At 67.2% G+C, this 22,530-nt stretch carries 14 protein-coding genes; 11 read left to right on the top strand and 3 right to left on the bottom strand.

Annotated features, from left to right (window positions below):
• Positions 1-129 precede the first annotated feature (129 nt).
• Positions 130-1,500: a nucleotide 5'-monophosphate nucleosidase PpnN gene (ppnN, locus tag FBX97_RS05910; RefSeq protein WP_141829473.1), complete on the bottom strand. Its 1,371-nt coding sequence runs from the start codon at positions 1,498-1,500 to the stop codon at positions 130-132.
• A 249-nt stretch (positions 1,501-1,749) separates the two neighbouring features.
• On the opposite strand from ppnN, the gene FBX97_RS05905 reads away from it, so the two are divergent.
• Complete coding sequence (locus FBX97_RS05905) at positions 1,750-3,252, top strand: peptide MFS transporter (protein WP_141829471.1); 1,503 nt, start codon at positions 1,750-1,752, stop codon at positions 3,250-3,252.
• 186 nt (positions 3,253-3,438) lie between these two features.
• Positions 3,439-6,177 carry an EAL domain-containing protein gene (locus FBX97_RS05900; protein ID WP_141829469.1) on the top strand — a complete coding sequence of 913 codons (2,739 nt, stop codon included), beginning with the start codon at positions 3,439-3,441 and terminating at the stop codon, positions 6,175-6,177.
• Between the two features lie 16 nt (positions 6,178-6,193).
• On the opposite strand, the gene FBX97_RS05895 is transcribed toward FBX97_RS05900, so the two are convergent.
• A complete protein-coding gene (locus FBX97_RS05895) occupies positions 6,194-7,123 on the bottom strand; it encodes a LysR substrate-binding domain-containing protein (RefSeq protein WP_255517314.1) in 930 nt (309 codons plus the stop codon).
• Between the two features lie 104 nt (positions 7,124-7,227).
• Here FBX97_RS05895 and FBX97_RS05890 point away from each other — a divergent pair, with 104 nt between their 5' ends.
• The gene (locus FBX97_RS05890; RefSeq protein ID WP_141829467.1) at positions 7,228-8,157 is read left to right on the top strand and encodes an NAD-dependent epimerase/dehydratase family protein; all 930 of its coding nucleotides are present in this window, start codon (positions 7,228-7,230) and stop codon (positions 8,155-8,157) included.
• Here the strand turns inward: FBX97_RS05890 and FBX97_RS05885 are convergent.
• The gene (locus tag FBX97_RS05885; RefSeq protein ID WP_141829465.1) at positions 8,150-10,432 is read right to left on the bottom strand and encodes an OPT family oligopeptide transporter; all 2,283 of its coding nucleotides are present in this window, start codon (positions 10,430-10,432) and stop codon (positions 8,150-8,152) included. The genes FBX97_RS05890 and FBX97_RS05885 overlap by 8 nt on opposite strands.
• Positions 10,433-10,609: 177 nt before the next feature.
• Between FBX97_RS05885 and FBX97_RS05880 the strand changes: the two genes are divergently transcribed.
• From FBX97_RS05880 to FBX97_RS05845, 8 genes are all read left to right on the top strand, one after another.
• The gene (locus tag FBX97_RS05880) at positions 10,610-12,967 is read left to right on the top strand and encodes a penicillin-binding protein 1A (RefSeq protein ID WP_141829463.1); all 2,358 of its coding nucleotides are present in this window, start codon (positions 10,610-10,612) and stop codon (positions 12,965-12,967) included.
• A gap of 197 nt (positions 12,968-13,164) precedes the next feature.
• Positions 13,165-13,443: a hypothetical protein gene (locus tag FBX97_RS05875; protein WP_141829461.1), complete on the top strand. Its 279-nt coding sequence runs from the start codon at positions 13,165-13,167 to the stop codon at positions 13,441-13,443.
• A gap of 25 nt (positions 13,444-13,468) precedes the next feature.
• Positions 13,469-13,783, top strand: a complete 315-nt coding sequence (locus FBX97_RS05870; protein ID WP_141829458.1) for a hypothetical protein — start codon at positions 13,469-13,471, stop codon at positions 13,781-13,783.
• A 131-nt stretch (positions 13,784-13,914) separates the two neighbouring features.
• The gene (locus FBX97_RS05865) at positions 13,915-14,970 is read left to right on the top strand and encodes an HDOD domain-containing protein (RefSeq protein ID WP_141829456.1); all 1,056 of its coding nucleotides are present in this window, start codon (positions 13,915-13,917) and stop codon (positions 14,968-14,970) included.
• 133 nt (positions 14,971-15,103) lie between these two features.
• On the top strand, positions 15,104-18,559 hold the full coding sequence (mfd, locus tag FBX97_RS05860) for a transcription-repair coupling factor (RefSeq protein WP_141829454.1): 3,456 nt from the start codon (positions 15,104-15,106) through the stop codon (positions 18,557-18,559).
• Between the two features lie 17 nt (positions 18,560-18,576).
• Positions 18,577-19,425: a phosphoserine phosphatase SerB gene (gene serB, locus FBX97_RS05855; protein ID WP_141829452.1), complete on the top strand. Its 849-nt coding sequence runs from the start codon at positions 18,577-18,579 to the stop codon at positions 19,423-19,425.
• Positions 19,426-19,651: 226 nt separating this feature from the next.
• Positions 19,652-20,926 (top strand): SGNH/GDSL hydrolase family protein, encoded by a 1,275-nt coding sequence (locus FBX97_RS05850; protein WP_141829450.1) that lies wholly within the window; start codon positions 19,652-19,654, stop codon positions 20,924-20,926.
• 118 nt (positions 20,927-21,044) lie between these two features.
• Positions 21,045-22,313 carry an SGNH/GDSL hydrolase family protein gene (locus FBX97_RS05845; RefSeq protein ID WP_185748485.1) on the top strand — a complete coding sequence of 423 codons (1,269 nt, stop codon included), beginning with the start codon at positions 21,045-21,047 and terminating at the stop codon, positions 22,311-22,313.
• Positions 22,314-22,530 lie beyond the last annotated feature (217 nt).

Raw genomic sequence — 22,530 nt, 5'->3', positions numbered from 1 at the left:
GCGGCGCCCCTTTTTTATTCTCTGCGTTGGCACCAAAACGTCGCCCCTGCGCAGGCAGGGGCCCAAGTTCGTGGTGCCGCCGAAAACTTGGGCCCCTGCCTTCGCAGGGGCGACGGAATCACTGCCAACTCAGCGAACAACGCGATAGCAGGGAATGTACTCCTTACCCGGCAACTTCATCCGGCTCTGCTCCACGAACGACTGCAGCAGCTTGTCCATCGGCGCCATGATCTCGTCCTCGCCGTGGATCTCGAACTTGCCGTACTTCTCGATCGCACGGATGCCCTCGTCCTTGACGTTGCCCGCCACCACGCCCGAAAACGCGCGGCGCAGGTTGGCTGCCAGCAGGTGGGTTTCCTGGTTCTTGTGCAGCGAGAGGTTGCGCATGTTCTCGTGGGTCGGACGGAACGGACGCTGGAACTCGGGGTCGATCCGCAAGCCCCAGTTGAAGTAATAAGCGTCGCTGCGCGACTTGCGGAATTCGCGCACCTGGCGGATCCCGGTGTGCATCTCGCGCGCCACCGCTTCCGGATCGTCGACGATGATCTTGTAGCGCTTCTGCGCTTCGGCGCCCAGGGTCAGGCCGATGAACTGGTTGATCTGCTCGAAGTATTCCTTGCTTGACGCCGGGCCGGTGAACACCAGCGGGAACGGCTGGTCGGCGTTTTCCGGGTGCAGCAGGATGCCGAGGATGTACAGGATCTCTTCGGCGGTGCCGGCGCCGCCCGGGAACACGACGATGCCGTGGCCGGTGCGCACGAAGGCTTCCAGGCGCTTCTCGATGTCCGGCATGATCACCAGGTCGTTGACGATCGGGTTCGGCGACTCGGCGGCGATGATGCCCGGCTCCGAGATGCCGAGGTAGCGGCCGCCCTGCAGGCGCTGCTTGGCGTGGCCGATGGTGGCGCCCTTCATCGGACCCTTCATCGCGCCCGGGCCGCAGCCGGTGCAGATGTCGAGCTCGCGCAGGCCGAGCTGGTAGCCGACGTGCTTCGAATAGTTGTACTCGACCCGGTTGATCGAGTGGCCGCCCCAGCACACCACGAGGTTCGGATTGCGCTGCGGCTGGATCACGTTGGCGTTGCGCAGGATGTGGAACACGGCGTCGGTGATGCCTTCCGGCCGCTGCAGGTCGAAGCGCGGATTGTCGGTGACTTCGAAATTCACGTAGACGATGTCGCGCAGCACCGCAAACAGGTGCTCGTGGATACCCTTGATCATCTTCCCGTCGACAAAGGCATGGGCCGGCGCGCCGCGGATGTCGAGCTTGATGCCGCGCTCGCGCTGGATGATCTTGATGTCGAAGTCCTTGTAGCGCTCCAGCAGTTCCTTGCCGTCGTCGATCGAGCTGCCGGAATTCAGCACGGCCAGCGCGCATTTTCGGAACACCTGGTACAGCCCGCCCTGGCTGGTATCGAGCAGCTTGGCCACCTCGGCCTTGGACAGGACTTCCAGCCGGCCTTCCGGCGAAATCAGGGTATCGACAACCTCGTATGTCATGGTTCGCTTCCTTTACTCTTCTATGAATCAATGTGGCATTTCTTCCAATATACGCGAACTCACCCGAGTCCGCGGCTCCGATTGGGCGCCGTCGGCCCAGACCTTGGATGCGGTCAAGACAGTGACCGGAAAAAGTTGCCAGAAAGCGTGAGAATTCTACTAAAATGCGACGCTATTGGCCGCCGTCCGTACAGCGGAAGGCAAGGCCGGTAACAACTCTTATAAAACACGATTTTCGGGAGGAACCGCATGAGCGGTGCAGCTACTACTACCGCCGACGCCAAGGCGCCCCCGGAATTCCGCCAGATCATGGGCCACCCAGCGCCGCTGTGGATGCTCTTCATGACGGAATTCTGGGAACGCTTTGCTTTCTACGGCATCCGTTGGGCCCTGGTACTCTACATCGTCGCCCAGTTCTACGGCGGCAGCGGCGTCGGCCAGGCCGATGCCAACCTGACCTACGGTTCCTACCTCGCGCTGGTGTACGCCGGCGCCGTGTTCGGCGGCTACATCGCCGACCGCGTCATCGGCTACCAGCGCTCGATCCTGGTCGGCGCCTCCTTCATGGTGCTCGGCCTGTTCGCGATCACGGTGCCGAACCCCGACGTCTTCAAGCTCGGCCTGGCCACCATCATCGTCGGCAACGGCATGTTCAAGCCGAACATCTCGACCATGGTCGGCCAGTTGTACGGCATCCACGACACCCGCCGCGACTCCGGCTTCACCATCTTCTACATGGGCATCAACGGCGGCGGCTTCATCGCGCCGATCCTGACCGGCATCCTGGCCGAGCGCATGTCCAGCCAGACCGGCGTGCCGGCCTACAAGGCGGTGTTCTTCGCCGCAGGCATCGGCATGATCCTGTCGCTGATCTGGTTCCAGATCGGCCGCCGCGGCCTGAAAGGCATCGGCGCCGCCACCGGTCCGCTGGCCAGCCCGGCGCGCGTCATCGGCGTCGTGATCGGCTCCCTGGTCGTGATCCCCGGCGTCTACTTCCTGCTGCAGCTGGGCGCCGAAAAGCTGCAGGGCATCCTGACCGTGCTGTTCCTGGCGCTGGCCGCGATGCTGGTGGTCGAAGGCGTGCGCAACGGTAAAGTGGCGCGCGACAAGGTGATCGCGATGATGATCATCTTCTTCTTCAACGTGATGTTCTGGTGCTTCTTCGAACAGGCAGGCAGCTCGTTCACCTTCCTGGCCGAGAACATCGTGCGCCGCGACTTCGGCGGCTGGATCTTCCCGACCGGCTGGTTCCAGTCGGTGAACACGCTCGCCATCATCGTGTGCGCCCCGCTGGTGGCCGCGGTGTGGGTGTGGATGGGCAGCGCCAACCCGTCGATCCCGCGCAAGTTCGGCCTCGGCCTGATCTTCAACGGCCTGGCCTTCGTGCTGCTGTGGTACGCGCTGAGCTTCCTGGTCGGCCCGGACAGCAAGATCCCGTTCTGGACCCTGTTCATGGTGTACGTGATCCAGTCCATCGGCGAACTCTGCCTGTCGCCGATCGGCCTGTCGATGGTGACCAAGCTGGCCCCGACCCGCCTGGTCGGCCTGGGCATGGGCGGCTGGTTCCTGTCGACCGGTATCGGCAACAACCTGTCGGGCATCTTCGCCAGTATCGTCTCGGGCGAAAAAGGCATGACCGTGGAATCGGCGCTGTCCGGCTACACCTTCGGTTTCTGGGCCCTGATCGGCTCGGGTGCGCTGCTGTTCCTGATCGCGCCGCTGATCCAGAAGCTGATGCACGGCGTGAAGTAAGCGCCCGGCTTTTACCTTTTCAGAGGTATCCGAAACGGCAGCCCCAGGGCTGCCGTTTTTTGTTTCGGGTGTCGTGGCGTCGATCTGACAATTGCGTACAAATAACTAGAGTTTCTTTATGGACATGCTGTATGATTTATCGGTTTTATCGTTTTACTTGACCCTTCGTTCCCGCCCATGTTCCGAATGCCCTCGATCAGACGGGAACGCCCCGTTGCCCACCTCCTGACCGGCCTCGTCCTGGCTTGCCTGCTGCCGGGCGTCCTCGGCAGCGCGCTGTTCCTGCTCAGCGAATACCGCGACGAACGGCGCCAGCAGAACGAACAAATGCTGGCACTGGCGCGCGACATCGGCCGCGCCATCGACACCCACCTGCTGCATGCCCAGACCCTGGCGCGCTCGCTGTCGCCGGCAAAGCCGGGCACGAGCGCCGACACCGACCTGTTTTCGCCCCAGGGCGCGCGCTCGGTTGCCTCGGTGTTCGGCAATCCGGTCGTCGTCTACCGCGCCACTGGCAACGGGATGACCGGCATCTCCAGCCGCGGCGAACAGGTGGCCCCGGACCCGCTCGACCTGCAGGCGGTCGGGTCGGTCTTCGCGACGGGCAAGGCGGTGATCGGGAACGTCGCCACCGACGCCGCGACCGGCGAGCGCGTTGTCGTCGCCCATCTCCCCATCGTCAACGACGGCAAGACCGGCCATGTGCTGAGCGTCTCGATGCCCACCGCCGAATTGAGCGCACTGCTGGCGCAGCGCCCTCTGGCGCAAGGGTGGCTGGCCGCCCTGCTCGACCACCGCGGCATCATCGCCGGCCGCAACCGGGCCGCCGACCGCTATGCCGGCCAGCCGGCGATGGACAAGCTGCGCACGGCCATCGCCGCGCAGGAAGAGGGAAAGCTCGACACCATTACCAAGGAAGGCGTGCCGAATTTCACCGTGTTCGTGCGCTCGCCGCTGACCGGCTTTACCACCATCGTCGGCATCCCCCATGCCGACGTCGTCGGTCCGCTGACGACCCGCCTGCTCTACCTGGCGGCCGCGCTGGCCTGCCTGTCGACCCTCGGGCTGCTGCTGGCGCGCGCCATGAGCCGCCGCATCGCCGGCTCGATGCAGGCGCTGATCGCACCGGCCACCGCGCTCGGCCAGGGCATGCCGCCGGCAATGCCCGCCGTGCACCTGCGCGAAGCCGCCGAGGTCGGCGCCGCGATCGAGCGCGCCGCCGCACTGCTGTGCCAGCGCGACGCGGCCTTGCGCGCGCAGCAGGAAGAGCTGCAGCAGTTCAAGTTCTTCAGCGAGCATGCGAACGAGATGCTGCTGCTGCTCGACGAGGACGGCCGCATCCGCTACGCCAACCGCAGGGCATCCGAGCGCCTCGGCTACAGCAATGCCGAACTGTTGTCGATGACGCTGTTCCAGATCGACCTGCCGACCCGTCCGCTGCAGCTGCACCAGGTGTTCGCCGAATCGCGCCAGGCACAGATGCGGCCCTTCGAACGCGTGTACACCTGCAAGGACGGCTGCCAGATCCCGGTCGAGATCACGGCCACCGTCCTCGAGGTCAAGGGCGAGTGGCTGATGCATGTGGCACCGCGCGACATCTCGGAACGGCAGCAGGTCGAACGGGCGGTGCGCTGGGCCGCCGCCCACGACGGCCTGACCGGGCTGCCAAACCGTGCAAGGGCCCTCGCGGTCCTCGAGCAGGCTCTCGACGACCAGCGCGCCGGCGCGCCGGGCGGCGCCCTGCTGTTCGTCGACCTCGACCGCTTCAAGCCGGTCAACGACCAGCACGGGCATAAAGTCGGCGACCGCGTGCTGCAGGCGGTCGCGCAGCGCCTGTACGCGTGCGTCGACCAGCGTGCGCTGCTGGCCCGCGTCGGCGGCGACGAGTTCGTGGTGGTGATGCCCTGCCTGGGCGACGACCTGGAGCGGCCCGAGGCCGTTGCGCGCGCGATCCTCGACGCCATGGCGCTGCCGATCGAGGCCGGCGGGATCGAGGCGGTCCTGTCGGCGTCGATCGGCATCAGCCGCTTCCCCGAGCAGGGCGACACGGCCAACCTGCTGATCCATGCCGCTGACATGGCCATGCTGCAGGTCAAGAAGAACGGCCGCGGCGGATTCGCATGGTATGCGCCGCACATGGACGAACAGGCGCAGTTCACGCTGAGCGTCGAGCGCCGCCTGCAGCACGCGCTCGACCACGGCTCCCTGCGGCTGCATTACCAGCCGATCGTCGAGCTGGCGTCGGGCAAGACCGTGGGCGTCGAAGCGCTGCTGCGCCTGGAAGACGGCATCGAACCGGCGATCGGCCCCGCCACCTTCGTGCCGATCGCGGAAAGCTGCGGACTGGTGCTCCCGATCGGCAGCTGGGTCAAGCGCGAAGCCTGCCGCCAGCAGGTCGCCTGGCAGGCCGCCGGGCTGGCGCTGAGCGTGTCGGTCAACGTCTCGCCGCTGCAGTTCTCGCGCGCCGGGCTCGCCCAGCGCGTGCGCGACCTGATCGCCGCCAGCGGCATCGAACCGTGGCAGCTCGTCATCGAGGTGACCGAGACCGCGATCATCAAGGACCTGGCGGAGGCAGCCGCGATCCTGGGCGAGGTCAAGGCCCTGGGCGTACGGATCGCGCTGGACGACTTCGGCACCGGCTACTCCAGCCTGGGCGCCCTGTCCGCCCTCCCCCTGGACAAGCTGAAGATCGACCAGTCCTTCGTGCGCCGCATCGAGACCGACCACGCCAGCCGCGCGGTAATCGACGCCGTGATCGCGCTGGCGCACAGCCTGAACCTGGAACTGGTGGCCGAAGGCATCGAGACCGAGGCGGCGCTGGACTACCTGCGGGCGCGCGGCTGCCAGCTGGGCCAGGGGTATTACTTCAGCCGGCCGCTGGCGCCGGCGGCGCTGGAAGACTGGTGGGGGCGCAAGGCGGCGTGACCATGGCGGCGGCGCTTCAGGCCTGCGGGTCGAGCATACGCCGCATCTCCGTCATCTCCGCCACGATCCAGGCACGGAACTGCTGCACCTTCAGCATCGTTTCCTTGTGCGGATTGGCCAGGAAACGGTAACCGCTCGCATACGGCGCGCTGCGGCAGGCGATCACGCGCAGGGTACCGGCCAGGATGTCCTGGAACGCGATCCCGTAGGGCACCAGCGCGATGCCCTGCCCGGCGGCCGCGGCCTGGGCCAGCACGCCCCAGTGACTGTAGGTGCGCGAGAAATCGTAGTCGCCCTTCAGTGCGCGGTTTTCGTTCAGGAGCTGCAGCCAGGCTTCCGGGCTGCGCTCGCACAGCAGCGGAAAGCGCGCCAGGTCGGCCAGCGTCAACTCGGACCTGCCCTCGCCCAATAAGGCCGGGCTGTAGACCGGCACCAGCCGTTCGCGGAACAGCAGCGCCGGGTCGCCATCCTTGACCGGGCCGTAGCGGATCGCCACGTCGACCGCATCGTCCTCGATGTCGACCGGGGCATCGTTGGAATCGATGCGCAGGTCGAGTTCCGGATGCAGCTTGGTGAAGCCGGGCATGCGCGGCACCAGCCACTTGAGCGCGAACGAGTGCGTGGTCGAGATGCGCAGCACCGCTTCTTCATCGCCGCGCTGCAGCGCCGCCACCTTGGTGCGCAAATCGCCCAGCATGCGGCCGACCGCCACCGCCAGCTCCTGGCCCTTGGCGGTCAGGGCAATGTGGCGCGGATGGCGCACGAACAGCGCGAAGCCGACCGCTTCCTCGAGCTGCTTGACCTGCAGGCTGACCGCGGCCGGGGTCTTGTGCAGTTCGCGCGCCGCCAGCTTGAAGCTGCCCCAGCGCGCGGCGCATTCGAAATCGATGAGACCGGACAGGCTGCGCAAGGGCTTCATGCCAGCCCGGCGCGCGGGGACATGCATAAGTTTTTCTTATTCATGACTGCGTTTTTTCTTGTTTGAATAATTGCCAACGTGAATGGAAAATAGTGCCGATCTGCTGCACAGCTGTCAATCGAGGAAAACCCATGTCCAAGAATATCCTGGTGATCGGCGGTACCCGTTTCGTCGGCAAACTGCTGGTCCAGCGCCTGCTGCGCGCCGGCCATCGCGTCACCATCGCCACCCGCGGCTATGCGCCGGATCCGTTCGGCGAGCGCATAGCGCGCATCCGCGTCGACCGCCGCAACGAACTGGCGATGCGCAGGGCATTCGCCGCCTGCGCCCCCTTCGACGTGGTGTTCGACCAGATGTGCTACAACCCGCTCGACGCCGCGATCGCCGTGCGTACCCTGGCCGGCAAGGCCGGGCGCTACATAATGACTTCGACCATCGATGCCTACCGCGTGCTCGGCTACGGTCACGGCGGCCTGCTGGCCGAGGACGACCTCGCGGTCGAGGCCCAGGCCATCGACACCGCCTATCCCTGGCACGATCCGCGCCGCGCCACCGAGTGCTATGTGGCGGGCAAGGTGCAGGCCGAAGCCTACCTGGTGCGCGACGGTTCGCTGCCGCTGGCGACGGTGCGCCTGGCGCACGTGCTGGCGGGCCCCGAAGACTTCACCGGCCGGCTGGCACATTACGTCGACTTGGCGCGCCGCGGCGGCACGCTCGATTACACGGCCGCCGGCGCGCAGCTCTCCTTCATCGATCCGCATGCGGCGGCGGACGTGCTGTTCTGGACCGGGATGCAGTCGTTCGGCGGGGCGGTCAATGCCGCCAGCGACGGCGCGCTGTCGGCGCTCGACCTGTACCGCCGCGTGGCGGACGTGCTGGAGACGCCGGCGCAGGTGCGCCGTGCCGCGGCCGGTGCGGCGGCGGGCGCCTTGTCGCCTTTCGATTTGCCGGCGAGGATGGTGCTGGATACGTCCCGCGCGAAGGGGCTGGGGTACCGCTTCGGGCAGTGCGAGGACTGGATCGACCATACGATCCGGCAGCATGATCTGGCGTTTATTTGACCGCCGCCTGCCCGCCAATAATCCGCTTCGCCTTCTCCCTGCCCACCCAATACAGCAGCACGCAAATCGCCGCATACGGAATCAGGGACAGCACATCCGCATCCACGCCGGCAAAGAACGGATTCATGGCCTCCGCCCACTTGGTCATCCGGTTGTCGAACCCGGTCAGCACCCCGGCCGTGATCGCAATGATGATGCCGGCCAGCGCCCCGCCGGCGATGTAGCCCGACGCCAGCAGCGTACCCGAGCTGCGGTCGCCCGCAGCCTGCATTTCTTCCTCGTTCAGGCCGGCGTACTGCGGCAGCTTGTTGTTGCGGCGGTCGACCATCCAGCGGATCGCGCCGCCGATGGCGATCGGCAGCGTCGAGACCAGCGGCAGGTAGACGCCGACCGCGAACGACAGCGCATTGACGCCGGCCATTTCGAGCACCACGGCGATCATCACGCCGAACACCACCAGGGTCCAGGGCAGCTGCCGGTCGAGGATGCCCTTGATGATGTAGGACATCAGCACCGCCTTGGGCGCATCGTATTTCTTGACTTCCGAACCGTCCGGGCGGGTGTGGAACTGGCCGTTGATGCCGGGGTCGACCAGCCAGGCCAGCGAACCGTCGTCGCGCACCAGGTACTTGCCGGCCGGGCCGCCCGCGGTATCGAGCTTCTGCCAGACTTTATAGGTGGCGTGGTCGGCGTCGGCCTGCGGCCCCTGCAGCTGCGCGGTCTGCGTCAACTTGGCGGCGTCGACCGTGACGTGCGGCGCCACCTGGGCCGCCGGCACGTAGACGGTGCCGGCGTCGTTCAGCTTCAGCAGGATCGGCCCCAGGATCAGCGCCGAGGCGAAGGCGCCGGCCAGGATCGCGTACTGCTGCAGGCGCGGCGTGGCGCCGACCAGGAAGCCGGTCTTCAGGTCTTGCGAGGTGGTGCCGGCATTGCTGGCGGCGATGCAGACGATGGCGCCGACCGACAGCGCGGTGACGTAATAGCGGCCGCCGGTCCAGCCCATCACCAGGAAGATCAGGCAGGTGAACAGCAGCGTAGCCACCGCCATGCCGGAAATCGGATTCGACGACGAGCCGACTTCGCCTGTCAGGCGCGACGAGACGGTCGAGAACAGGAAGCCGAACACCAGGATCAGCAGCGCGCCCAGCAGGTTCATGTGCAGCGGTGCGGCGAAGGTGATCACGGCGATGATGCCGAGACAGCCGATCAGCACCCCTTTCAGCGGGATGTCCTGGTCGGTGCGTAGTGAAGAATTCGCTGTGCTCTTTTTACCGATGCCCGACAGCCCGCCCTTCAAGCCGTTCCAGATGGTCGGCAGCGAACGCACCAGGCTGATCAAACCGCCTGCCGCGACCGCGCCGGCGCCGATGTACAGCACGTAGGCGCTGCGGATGTCGTCGGGGCCCATGTCCTTGATGAGCATCGTGCCAGGCGATACCGGCACGGTGAGCAGCTCGCCGAAGAACTTGATCATCGGAATCAGGAGCAGATAAGACAGCACGCCGCCGGCCGCCATCGTCATGGCGATGCGCGGACCGATGATGTAGCCGACGCCGAGCAGCTCGGGCGAGATCTCGGCGCCGGCCGAACCGGCCTTCAGCGGCGCGCCGAACACGAAGTTGACGGTGTCCTTCCACAGCTTGAGCGAAATGCTCAGCACCTTGTACAGCAGGCCCAGTCCGAAACCGCCGAAGATGATGAAGGCACGCTGGCGCGCTTCCCTGGCGGCGTCGGAACCCGGCAGCTGCACCTCGCCCGCCGCTTCGCGCGAGGACGGGGTAGCCGCCGCCTTCAGCACCTCGGCGCAGGCCGTGCCTTCCGGGTATTTCAGCTCGCGGTGCTGGTCGACGATCATGGTGCGGCGCATCGGGATCATCATCAGGATCCCGAGCAGGCCGCCCAGGATCCCGACCAGCATGACGCGCGAGATTTCCAGGTCGAAGCCGAGGATCATGATCGCCGGCATGGTCACGCCGAGGCCGAAGGCCAGCGATTCACCGGCCGACCCGGCGGTTTGCGTGATCGAGTTTTCGAGGATGGTCGATTCGCGCCCGCCCGCCTTTTTCGCCAGCCCGAACAGGGTGATGGCGATCACCGCCACCGGGATCGAGGCGCTCACCGTGAGGCCGACCTTCAGCACCAGGTACAGCGACGAGGCGCCGAACACCATGCCGAGCACGGTGCCCATGATCAGCGCGCGCCAGGTCAGCTCGGGAAGATGCGCCGTCGCCGGAATATAGGGTTTGACGGGCGGCGGAGCGGGATCGTAGGGCATGAAAATCCTTCAAACATCAAAAAGTACTGACCGGCGGTACCGCCGAGCCAGCCTGGCAAACCACCAAAGCGTGACTATCGCACATGCCGTAGTGGAAGAAAAGCGGATTATAATTTCCCACCGGCCGTCCTTGCGGAGGGCCGTTCTGGTCATTCCGACCATATAGAGGAATCAGTTTTGGCAACTAAAAAACAAGCGCCCAGCCGCCTGCGCGGTTTCATTTTCCTGGCCCTGGCCGCCATCGTCCTGTTCGTCGCCGTCATCGTCGGCTACATCGCCTTCCGCGTGCTGCCCAACGTGCCGGCCCTGGACGCCGTCACCGATTACCGGCCGAAGATCCCGCTGCGTGTGTATACAGCAGACAACGTGCTCATCGGCGAGTTCGGCGAAGAGCACCGCGATTTCGTCCCGATCAAGAAAATCCCCGACCTGATGAAGAAATCGCTGCTGGCGATCGAAGATGCGCGCTTCTACGAGCACGGCGCGATCGACTTCCAGCGCGGCATCGGCGCGGTGGTCTCGAACCTGCGCCATGGCTTCGGCGCCGGCGGCGGCTCCACCATCACGATGCAGGTGGCGCGCAACTTCTTCCTGTCGCGCGAAAAGCACCTGAGCCGCAAGGTCAACGAGATCGCCCTTGCCTACAAGATCGAGGCCGCCCTGTCCAAGGACGAGATCCTCGAGCTGTACATGAACCAGATCTACCTCGGCCAGCGCGCCTACGGCTTCGCCAGCGCCGCGCGCGCCTATTTCAACAAGAACCTCGACCAGCTGTCGGTGGCCGAGATGGCGATGCTGGCCGGCCTGCCGCAGAACCCGTCGCGCCACAACCCGGTCGCCAATCCGAAGCGGGCGCGCGAGCGCCAGCACGCGGTGCTGGGGCGCATGCGCGCGCTGAACTACATCACCGAGAGCCAGTACCAGGCCGCGCTGGAAGAACCGCTGCGCGTGAATACCCGCGGCCAGGAATTCGATACCCACGCCGAATACGTGGCCGAACTGGCACGCCAGGCCGCCTACGCCCAGTTCAAGGACGAGGCTTATACCCGCGGCATCAGGGTCACCACGACCATCCTGAAGGCCGAGCAGGAAGCGGCCTACGCCGCGGTGCGCCGCAACGTGATCGCCTACGACCAGCGCCACGGCTGGCGCGGTCCGGAAGGCCGCATCGAACTGCCCGAGGATCCCGAAGAGCGCGAAGACGCGATCGCCGACGCCCTCGGCAAGCGCCCCAGCAGCGACGGCCTGGTGCCGGCCGTGGTGCTGTCGGTGACATCGAAGTCGGCGCGCGTCGAAACCGAGGACGGCGAGACGGTCGACCTGAGCGGCGCCGCGATCCGGTTCGCCCAGGCCGGCCTGAACCCGAACGCCAGGGAAGCGCTGCGCCTGAGCCCGGGCGCCATCATCCGCGTCAGCAAGGAGGCGAAAGGCCGCTGGACCGTGACCCAGGTGCCGCAGGTGGCGGCCGCCTTCGTCGCCATCGATGCCGACAGCGGCGCCTACCACGCGCTGGTCGGCGGCTTCGACTACAACTTCCAGAAGTTCAACCACGTGACCCAGGCCTGGCGCCAGCCGGGTTCCGGCATGAAGCCTTTCGTCTACTCGGCGGCGCTGGAGAAAGGCTATTCGCCGGCCACGCGCATCCTCGACGCGCCGCTCGACCTGCCGGGCGAGGACGCCGGCAAGACCTGGTCGCCGCAGAACGACGACGGCAAATGGGACGGTCCGATCACCATGCGCCGCGCGCTGGCCGAATCGAAGAACGTGCCGTCGGTGCGCCTGCTGCGTTCGGTCTCGGTGCCGTTCGCGCATGAATTCATCGGCAAGTTCGGTTTCGACCTGCAGCGCCAGCCGAAGAACTTCACGCTGGCGCTGGGCACCGGCGCCGTCACCCCGCTGCAGATGGCGGGCGCCTATGCGGTGTTCGCCAACGGCGGCTACCAGGTCCAGCCCTACCTGATCGCCAGGATCGAGGATGCCGACGGCAAGGTGATCCAGCAGGCCGCACCGCCCGCTGCCCACAACGAGGAGCAGCGCGTGCTCGACGCCCGCAATGCCTTCATCACCGACAGCATGCTGCGCGACGTGACCCGCTACGGCACCGGCGCCGCCGCCACCAAGGCCCTGAACCGCACCGACATCGCCGGCAAGACCGGCACCACCAGCGACGCGGTCGACGGCTGGTTCTCGGGCTACGGCGGCAACGTGGTGGCGGTGGCCTGGATGGGCTACGACGACCCGCGCTCGCTGGGCGGACGCGAATTCGGCGCCACGCTGGCGCTGCCGATCTGGATCGACTACATGAAGGTGGCGCTGGCCAAGCGTCCGCAGGAGGAACGCACCCAGCCGGAAGGCCTGGTGCGCGAGAACGACGACTGGGTGTACACCGAATACGCGGAAACCCCGGTACTGGGCGGGATCGACCTCGACCAGCAGCCGGCCGCGGACCCGAACGCGCCCCCGGCAGACCCGAATGCGCCTCCGCAGCAGGCACCGTCGCCGCAACAGACCCAGCTGCAGAACAGCCTGTTCTGACCGCGATGCCAGCTTGAACCCCGACGGGCCGCCTTGTGCGGCCCGTTGTCATTACATGTTCACGAATGTAATTAGTATGGCGAAATTGACAAGGTGAGTGTCCGGTTTGTCCTACGCGACTGGACGTGCTCATCCTATTTTGAACGGGATGCTGCGGCCACATCATTGCATCATCAACCAAAAACACGGAGTCGACCATGAAAACCTACCAAAGCGTCATTCTCGGCGGCCTGATGGCGATGAGCCTGGCGGCCTGCAGCTCGACCGGCACCTCCACCGACAGCGGCATGAGCGGCGGCTCGTCGGCCAGCGCGGCCTCGACCACCGCAGCCGAAGGCAGCATGAGCGGCAGCAGCGCCACCGGCACTTCCAACTCGGGCACCACCGGCACCTCGGGCAATGGCGCGTCGGGCACCTCGAGCTCGGGCACCAGCGGCAGCACCAAGACCTCGGGTTCCGGCAACTGGGGCCAGTAAGGCTGCATCCGACAAGGAGAAGACCATGAAACCATTCCACAGCCTCGCCCTCGCCGCCCTGATGGCCGCCAGCCTGGCCGCCTGCAGCTCCACCGGCACGGGCACTTCCAGCAGCATGAGCGGCAGCTCGGCGACCACGGGCACGACCTCCGCCGGCATGGAAGGCGGCACCGGCACCGGTTCGTCGACCAGTTCCCAGGGCGCCGGCCGCTCCCAGGCCGACCCGCAGACGACCGGCGCCTCCGGCTCGACCAGCCCGAACACCGGCACCGGGACGCCGAGCGCTGCTCCCAGCGGCATCTCCGGCAGCACCTCGATGCCGCCAGGCTCGACCCGCTGAGCATGACTCTCCCGCCGCCGGCGCGTGCCGGCGGCACCACGGTTCTACCCGCCGTCAATGGTTCACGCAATGGGTCGCCCCGCGGCGCCGTACCAGAGTAGAATGCGCGCATTCCACCACGGCGGCCCAGCATGAAACAATGGCTCACGCGTTTGTTCGGCGGCGCCGCCACGGCTGCGCCGGCGCAGACGACACCTTCTCACTCCATCCCCGGACCGGCTTTCCACCCTGGGGCGGCCCCGGCCCCGGACGCCGCCGCGGCGGGCGACAGCGCACCCGCATTCGACAGCGCCGCGGCGCCCCACGTCGACCTCGCGTTCTACCGCTGGCTCACCGACCCGGTACGCGGCGACGCCGATGCCCGGGCCGAAGCCGGCATCCTGGCGGAACTGGCACGCCTGGCGCGCGACCCGGCCGCCGCCGGCGCGCTGGTGCCGCGGGTGCCGGCGGTGGTGCCGCAACTGCTCAAGAGCCTGCGCGACGACAGCGTCTCGAGCGGCGAACTGGCGCGCCAGATCGCGCGCGACGCGGTGCTGGTAGCGGAAGTCATCCGCGAAGCCAACAGCCCGTATTTCCGCAGCGGTCGGCCGATCACCACCATCGACGGCGCCGTCATGGTGCTGGGCGAGAACGGACTGCGCATCCTGCTGGCGCGGGTGGCGTTCCGGCCGGTCATCAACATGCAGGGCGGGCGCGCCGCCGACCGCATCGTGCGCCTGGTGGCGCCGCGCCTGTGGCTGCACGCCGATGCCTGCGCGCTGGCCGCCAGCCTGCTGGCGCCGGAACTGGGTGCCGATCCGTTCGAGGCGTATCTCACCGGGCTGGTGCTGAACGTCGGGCTGCTGGTGGCGTTCCGCCTGATCGAACAGCTCGGGCACCCGGTGGTGCCGCAGTCGGATGCCTTCTGCGCGACCCTGCTGGAAGGCGCGCGCGACCTCTCGGCCGGCATCGCCGCGCACTGGGAACTGCCGCCGTTCGCCGCTGCCGCGATCGTGCGCGCCGGGCGTCCGGCGAGTTCGCTGACTGCGCGACCGCTGGCCGAAGCGCTCGGCCGCGCCGACCTGCTGGCCAAGCTGCGCCTGCTGCTCGACGCCGGTATATTCGGCGCCGGCGATGCGCCGCTGCCGGCGCTGCTGGCCGGCCCGGCGGGACGCCACTTCGAACGGCTGGGCGTCCAGCAAGGCTGAGGGCACGCGGCCCGGCCTACGCGGCCCGGCCTGCGCGGCTCGGCCTGCACGGCGCCCTGCCTTGCGGCCCCGCATTGCGCCTTCGTCTATAATGAAGCCCTCTGGTCCTGCCGATTGTTGATAGCACGCGTCGATGCCTTTCGATCTCAAAAAACATCTCCCGAAACCCGGAACCCGCTTCGCCCTGCCGGCCCTGTACGGCTCCTCGGACGCCTATGCGCTCGCGCAGGCGGCGCTCGAGCTGAAGGCGAAAAAACAGATGCTCACCGTGATCGTGGCGAACGCCAGCGACGGCCAGCGCCTGCTCGACGAGATTCCCTGGTTCGCCGACGGCAAGCTGGCGTGCCACCTGCTGCCGGACTGGGAAACCCTGCCCTACGACGCCTTTTCGCCGCACCAGGACCTGGTGTCCGAGCGCCTGGCAACGCTGCATGAAATACGCAACGGCCAGTGCAACGTGCTGGTGGTGCCGGCCACCACCGCGCTGGTGCGGCTGGCGCCGCCCTCCTTCCTGGCCGCCTACACCTTCTTCTTCCGCCAGGGAGAGACCCTGGACGAAGCCAGGCTGAAGGCCCAGCTGACCCTGGCCGGCTACACCCACGTGTCGCAGGTGATGTCGCCCGGCGAATACTCGGTGCGCGGCGGCCTGATCGACCTGTTCCCGATGGGCTCCGCGCTGCCTTACCGCCTCGACCTGTTCGGCGACGAGATCGAGACCATCCGCACCTTCGACGCCGACACCCAGCGCTCGCTGTACCCGGTGCGCGAGGTGCGCCTGCTGCCGGGCCGCGAATTCCCGATGGACGAAGGGGCACGGACCGGCTTCCGCGGCCGCTGGCGCGAGCGCTTCGAAGGCGACCCGACCCGTTCACCGGTGTACAAGGACATCGGCAACGGCATCGCCTCGGCCGGCATCGAATACTACCTGCCGCTGTTCTTCGAGGAGACCGCGACCCTGTTCGACTACCTGCCCGAGGATGCCAGCCTGGCCCTGGTCGGCGACATCGAAGCCAGCATCGGGCGCTTCTGGTCGGATACCCAGTCGCGCTACAAATTCCTGAAGGCCGACCGCGAGCGTCCGATCCTGGAGCCGAAGGAAATCTTCCTGGCGGCCGAGGACTTCTTCGTGTGCGCCAAGCGCCACGGCCGCTGGACCATTGGGCGCGACCTCGACGGCCAGCCTTCCGATCTGTCGGCGCCGCTGCCCGACATCGCCGTCAACCGCCGCCTGGACGACCCGCTGGCCAACCTGCGCGCCTTCCTGGCGCGCACCGCGCAGTCGGGTGCGCAGGTGATGATCTGCGCCGAGTCGAACGGCCGCCGCGAAACCCTGCAGCAGTATTTCAACGAATACAAGCTGGACCTTGCCGCGGTCGAAGGCTATGGCGGCGTGTGCGCCTCGACTTCTCCGGTGATGCTCGGCGTGGCGCCGCTGCAGGCCGGCTTCGAGCTGATGGACAGCGCCTGCGGCCATTTGATCTTCATCACCGAGACCGAGCTGTACGCGGGTTCGGGCCGGCGCGCCGGCAAGAAGAAGCAGGAAGCCACGACCCAGGTCGAGTCGATGGTGCGCGACCTGTCCGAGCTGAAGATCGGCGACCCGGTGGTGCACATCAATCACGGCATCGGCCGCTACATGGGCCTGATGAGCATGGACCTGGGCGAAGGCGAGACCGAGTTCCTGCACCTGGAGTACGCGAAAGAATCGAAGCTGTACGTGCCGGTGTCGCAGCTGCACGTGATCTCGCGCTATTCCGGCGCCTCGCCGGAAGATGCGCCGCTGCACGCGCTCGGTTCCGGCCAGTGGGACAAGGCCAAGAGAAAAGCCGCGGAACAGGTACGCGACACCGCGGCCGAGCTGCTCAACCTGTACGCGCGCCGCGCCGCGCGCACCGGCCATTCCTTCGAATATTCCGCCACCGATTACGAGAACTTCGCGCAGAGCTTCGGCTTCGACGAGACGCCCGACCAGGCCGAAGCCATCCACAACGTGATCAAGGACATGACCTCGGGCCGCCCGATGGACCGCCTGGTGTGCGGCGACGTCGGCTTCGGCAAGACCGAGGTCGCGCTGCGCGCCGCCTTCATCGCCGTCATGGGCGGCAAGCAGGTGGCGATCCTGGCGCCGACCACGCTGCTGGCCGAGCAGCACGCCCAGACCTTCTCCGACCGCTTCGCCGACTGGCCGGTCAAGATCGCCGAGCTGTCGCGCTTCCGCACCGGCAAGGAGATCAACAACGCGATCAAGGGCATGGCCGACGGCACCGTCGACATCGTGATCGGCACCCATAAACTGCTGTCGCCGGACGTCAAGTTCACGCGCCTCGGACTGGTGATCATCGACGAGGAACACCGTTTCGGCGTGCGCCAGAAGGAAGCGCTGAAGGCGCTGCGCGCCGAAGTCGACGTGCTGACGCTGACCGCGACCCCGATCCCGCGCACGCTGGGCATGGCGCTGGAAGGCCTGCGCGACTTTTCCGTCATCGCCACCGCGCCGCAGAAGCGCCTGGCGATCAAGACCTTCGTGCGCAGCGAGGACGGCTCGGTGATCCGCGAAGCCTGCCTGCGCGAACTGAAGCGCGGCGGCCAGATCTACTTCCTGCACAACGAAGTCGAGACCATCGAGAACCGCCTGGCCATGCTGCGCGACCTGCTGCCGGAAGCGCGCATCGGCATCGCCCACGGCCAGATGCACGAGCGCGACCTGGAAAAGGTGATGCGCGACTTCGTGGCCCAGCGCTACAACATCCTGCTGTGCACCACCATCATCGAGACCGGCATCGACGTGCCGAGCGCGAACACGATCATCATGCACCGGGCCGATAAATTCGGCCTGGCCCAGCTGCACCAGCTGCGCGGCCGCGTCGGCCGTTCGCACCACCAGGCGTATGCGTATTTGCTGGTGAACGACGTGCTGGGCCTGTCCAAACAGGCGCAGCGCCGCCTCGATGCGATCCAGCAGATGGAAGAACTGGGCAGCGGCTTCTACCTCGCCATGCACGACCTGGAAATCCGCGGCGCCGGCGAGGTGCTGGGCGAGAACCAGTCGGGCGAGATGCTCGAAGTCGGATTCCAGCTGTATTCCGACATGCTCAACGAGGCGGTGAAAGCGCTGAAAGCCGGCAAGGAGCCGGACCTGGCGGCGCCGCTGTCCTCGACCACCGAAATCAACCTGCACGTGCCGGCGCTGCTGCCGGCCGACTTCTGCGGCGACGTGCACGAGCGCCTGTCGATCTACAAGCGCCTGGCCAACTGCGAAACCCAGGACCGCATCGACGCCATGCAGGAAGAATTGATCGACCGTTTCGGCAAGCTGCCGGACGCGGTCAAGGCGCTGATCGAAACCCACCGCCTGCGCATCGCGGCCAAGCAGGTCGGCATCGTCAAGATCGACGCCCACGGCGAAGCGGCCAGCCTGCAGTTCATGGAGAAGCCGCCGATCGACCCGATCAAGATCATCACGCTGATCCAGAAGAACCGCCACATCAAGCTGGCCGGCCAGGACAAGCTGCGCATCACGGCCGCCATGCCGGACCTGCCGGCGCGCGTGAACCAGGTCAAGCAAACCATCCGACAATTATTAGCATAGAAGTTTAAAGAAGCGACATGTCCAAGAAGCTGATTCTCCAAGGTCCAGACGCCGACCAGGCCACGCTCGCCCGTATCGCCGCCCTGGCGGGGGCGCGCACTACCACCGCACTCAACCCGCATGCGCTGCGCTGCGACGGCATCGACTTCACGCCTGAACTGAAAGCGGCGGTGGAAGCCGCCGCCTTCGCGGCGCGGGTCGACGCCAGCTTCGTCGACGCCGGCCTCTCGCTGGCGGACTTCAGGCTAGTGGCGATGGACATGGACTCGACCCTGATCACCATCGAATGCATCGACGAGATCGCCGACATGCAGGGGTTGAAGCCGCAGGTTTCAAGCATCACCGAAGCGGCGATGCGCGGCGAACTCGATTTTTCCGAAAGCCTGAAACGGCGCGTGGCCCTGCTCGAAGGCCTGCCGGTCGAGGCGCTCGGCCGCGTCTACGACGAGCGCCTGGCGATCTCGATGGGCGGCGAAGCGATGCTGGCGGGCGTGCAGGCGGCCGGCCTGAAGACCCTGCTGGTGTCGGGCGGCTTCACCTTCTTCACCGAGCGCCTGAAGCCGCGCCTGGGACTCGACGTCACCCACGCCAACGTGCTGGAAGCCGAGAACGGCAAGCTGACCGGCCGCGTGGTCGGCGGCATCGTCGACGCCGAGGAAAAGCGCCGCACGGTCGAGCGCGTGTGCGCCGACCTCGGCATCACGCCGCGCCAGGCGATCGTGATGGGCGACGGCGCCAACGACCTCAAGATGATGGGCATCGCCGGCCTGTCGGTGGCCTTCCGTGCCAAGCCGGTGGTGCGGGCGCAGGCCGATATCGCGCTGAACTTCAGCGGCCTGGATGGGGTACTGGCCATTCTGGCCTGACCTTGCCCCGCCTGCGCGCGGCGCTGGTACCACGTGCCGGTACCGGCGGTGCCGTATTCTTGTCCTCGCTATATTTCCTGCTAGGAATCAAGCTCAACCTGAATCTGGCGCAAAGCACATCCTGCGCAAACAGCGAGCCCGACAGTAAGGCGAGGTCTAACATTCCCTTCGCATACCCGCACCGGGTCCCGGCCGCGGGAACCGAACCGTGCGCCAGGAGAATGCCATGCCCCGCCCCCTTCCCTTTTCCGCCCCCTTCCGCCACGCCGTCCAGGGCCGCCGCAGCTTCCTGCGCGGCGCATCGGCATTCGCCGCCGGCCTGAGCCTGGCGCCGGGTGCAGTCACGCAGGCGCTGGCGGCGGAAAACTGGACGGCGACCTGGGGCACGGCCCCGGCCGGACCGCCGACCAGCGCCAGCGCCCTCACCTTCAACAACCAGACCCTGCGCCTGATCGCCCACACCAGCATCGGCGGCAACCGGCTGCGCATCCGCCTGTCCAACGAAATGGGCAGCACGCCGCTGACGATCGGCGCCGCCTGGATCGGGATCACCTCGACCTATGCCAGCCTGGTGGCCGGCAGCAACCGCCAGCTGACCTTCGGCGGACGCACCGCGATCACGATCACCCCCGGCGCGCCGATGCTGTCGGATCCGGTCGACCTGGCGGTGCCGGCCCAGTCCGACCTCGCGGTCAGCCTGTATCTGCCCGGCAGCGTGACCGCACAGACCGTGCACGATGCGGCCTGCCAGACCAACTACGTGTCGAGCAGCGGCAACTACGCGTCCAGCGCTTCGCTGCCGATCGCGGCCGGCCTGTATTCCTGGCCCTTCCTGACCGAGATCGACATGGCGGTCGCCGGCAGCGCGCTGGTGGCGCTGGGCGACTCGCAGACCGATGGCGCGCTCAGCGTCGGCAACACCAACCACCGCTGGACCGACTACCTGGCGCGGCGCCTGCAGCTGGAGTCGCCCGCCGTCACGGTCGGCGTGGTCAACCGCGGCCTCAGCGGCAACCGCCTGCTGGGCGACGCCGCCAACACGCCGCTGGCGGGCAAGGATGCGCTGGAGCGCTTCGACCGCGACGTGCTGTCCACCGCGGGGGTGCACTGGCTGGCGGTCCAGCTCGGCATCAACGACATCGTGTTCGCCGCCTCCAGCGACCTGCCCACGATCCAGGACGAGATCGCGCTCGGCTACATGCAGCTGATCGCGCGTGCCCGCACGCGCGGCCTGCGCGTCTTCGGCAGCACGCTGCCCCCGTTCGAAGGCTTCGTCTACTATTCGCCGGCGCGCGAGACCGCACGCCAGCAGGTCAACAGCTGGATCCGGACGTCGGGCGCCTTCGACGCCGTGCTCGACTTCGACGCCGCGATCCGCGATCCGGCCCAGCCCGGACGCCTGCTGCCGGCCTACGACGGCGGCGACCACCTGCATCCGAACGACGCCGGCTTCGATGCGATCGCAAGGGCGATCCCGCTCGGTCTTTTTGCGGCGAGCTGAGCACAGCGACAGTAACGCGCCTCGACATTTCGCAAACATGGTGCGCCGCAGGCGGTACGCTTGGGTCCTGTCGCGACCGTACATTCACATGGCATATCAACCACCCAAGGAGAGTGCCATGCCGAATGCGTCATCCGAAGCGCCTGCAAAACCATCGCGCCGCAGCTTCATGCAGAACACGTCCACCCTGGCCGCCGGGCTGGCGCTGGCCCCGGGCGCCATCCGCCAGGCGGCGGCCGCCGACACCTGGTACGGCACCTGGGGCGCGGCCCCGGCCGGCCCGGCACCCGCCGGCAGCTACCTCAGCTTCAGCAACCAGACCCTGCGCCTGATCGCGCACGGCAGCATCGGCGGCAGCCGCGCGCGCGTGCGCCTGTCCAACGAACTCGGACGTGCTTCGGTGCAAATCGGCGCCGTGTGGCTGGGCCTGAGCGCCTCCGGCGCCACCCTGGTCACGGGCAGCAACCGCCAGTTGCGCTTCGGCGGCAGCGCCGGCACCAGCCTCGCCGCCGGCAGCGCGCTGCTGTCGGACCCGGTGGACCTGAGCATCCCGGCCCAGGCCAACCTGGCGCTCAGCCTGTACCTGCCGGGCAGCGTGCAGGCCGCCACCGTGCACGACGCCGCCTACCAGACCAGCTACGTGTCCGGCGCCGGCAACTACGCCGCCAGCCAGAGCATCAGCAGCCAGCGTACCCTGTACTCCTGGCCTTTCCTGACCGAGATCGACATCGGCACCACGCGCGCCGGCGCCACGCTGATCGCGCTGGGCGACTCGCAGACCGACGGCCTGCGCAGCACCAACAACGCCAACTGCCGCTGGCCGGACTACCTGGCACGCCGCCTGCAGACCGAGACCGGATCCGGCGCGCTGCCGGTCGGGGTGGTCAACCGCGGCATCGCCGGCAACCGCCTGCTGGGCGACGCCGACAACACCCCGCTGGCCGGCAAGGACGCGATCGAGCGCTTCGACCGCGACGTGCTGGCGACCGCCGGCGCGCGCTTCCTGGTGATCCTCATCGGCATCAACGATATTCTGTTCAGTTCCTCGCCGGATGCGAACCTGGCCAGCCAGATCACCTACGGTTACCAGCAACTGGTGGCGCGCGCCCGCACGCGCGGCATGCGCGTGTTCGGCGCCACCCTGCTGCCCTTCGAAGGCTACGAATGGTATTCGGCGGCGCGCGAAAGCGTGCGCCAGCGCGTGAACAGCTGGATCCGCACGGCCGGCGCCTTCGATGCCGTGGTCGACTTCGACGCCGCCGTGCGCGACCCCAGCCGCCCGACCCGCCTACTGCCGTCGCGCGATGGCGGCGACCACCTGCATCCGAACGACGCCGGGTACGAGGCGATGGCGCGGGCAGTGCCGCTGTCCCTGTTGACGTCCTGAATCGACAAAATCGCCACTTCCGCATCGTCCCCGCGCAGTCGGGGACCCACACTGACGTGCAGAGGAGTGCCGTTGGGAGCGCCGCGGCCGGCTGTCAATACGCACAGTCGGCAGTGCGGCCTGGGTTACCCCCGCGCGTAGGACAGCGTAGCGGAAAAGACGTTTGTTGTTTCCTAGCGACAACAATAATATTGATTTCGTATTTGCGGATTTTATT

Origin of the sequence: Herbaspirillum sp. SJZ107 (assembly GCF_006715485.1) — a bacterium.
Taxonomy (GTDB): domain Bacteria; phylum Pseudomonadota; class Gammaproteobacteria; order Burkholderiales; family Burkholderiaceae_D; genus Telluria.
The sequence above is the reverse complement of the archived record's forward strand: the minus strand, read 5'-3'. Positions and strand labels throughout refer to the sequence as shown.

What these genes read in the sequence shown, in the direction of transcription:
- ppnN (WP_141829473.1), bottom strand. Translation starts at nt 1,500, where the DNA reads ATGACATACGAGGTTGTCGATACCCTGATTTCGCCGGAAGGCCGGCTG.
- FBX97_RS05905 (WP_141829471.1), top strand. Translation starts at nt 1,750, where the DNA reads ATGAGCGGTGCAGCTACTACTACCGCCGACGCCAAGGCGCCCCCGGAA.
- FBX97_RS05900 (WP_141829469.1), top strand. Translation starts at nt 3,439, where the DNA reads ATGCCCTCGATCAGACGGGAACGCCCCGTTGCCCACCTCCTGACCGGC.
- FBX97_RS05895 (WP_255517314.1), bottom strand. Translation starts at nt 7,123, where the DNA reads ATGCATGTCCCCGCGCGCCGGGCTGGCATGAAGCCCTTGCGCAGCCTG.
- FBX97_RS05890 (WP_141829467.1), top strand. Translation starts at nt 7,228, where the DNA reads ATGTCCAAGAATATCCTGGTGATCGGCGGTACCCGTTTCGTCGGCAAA.
- FBX97_RS05885 (WP_141829465.1), bottom strand. Translation starts at nt 10,432, where the DNA reads ATGCCCTACGATCCCGCTCCGCCGCCCGTCAAACCCTATATTCCGGCG.
- FBX97_RS05875 (WP_141829461.1), top strand. Translation starts at nt 13,165, where the DNA reads ATGAAAACCTACCAAAGCGTCATTCTCGGCGGCCTGATGGCGATGAGC.
- FBX97_RS05870 (WP_141829458.1), top strand. Translation starts at nt 13,469, where the DNA reads ATGAAACCATTCCACAGCCTCGCCCTCGCCGCCCTGATGGCCGCCAGC.
- FBX97_RS05865 (WP_141829456.1), top strand. Translation starts at nt 13,915, where the DNA reads ATGAAACAATGGCTCACGCGTTTGTTCGGCGGCGCCGCCACGGCTGCG.
- mfd (WP_141829454.1), top strand. Translation starts at nt 15,104, where the DNA reads ATGCCTTTCGATCTCAAAAAACATCTCCCGAAACCCGGAACCCGCTTC.
- serB (WP_141829452.1), top strand. Translation starts at nt 18,577, where the DNA reads ATGTCCAAGAAGCTGATTCTCCAAGGTCCAGACGCCGACCAGGCCACG.
- FBX97_RS05850 (WP_141829450.1), top strand. Translation starts at nt 19,652, where the DNA reads ATGCCCCGCCCCCTTCCCTTTTCCGCCCCCTTCCGCCACGCCGTCCAG.
- FBX97_RS05845 (WP_185748485.1), top strand. Translation starts at nt 21,045, where the DNA reads ATGCCGAATGCGTCATCCGAAGCGCCTGCAAAACCATCGCGCCGCAGC.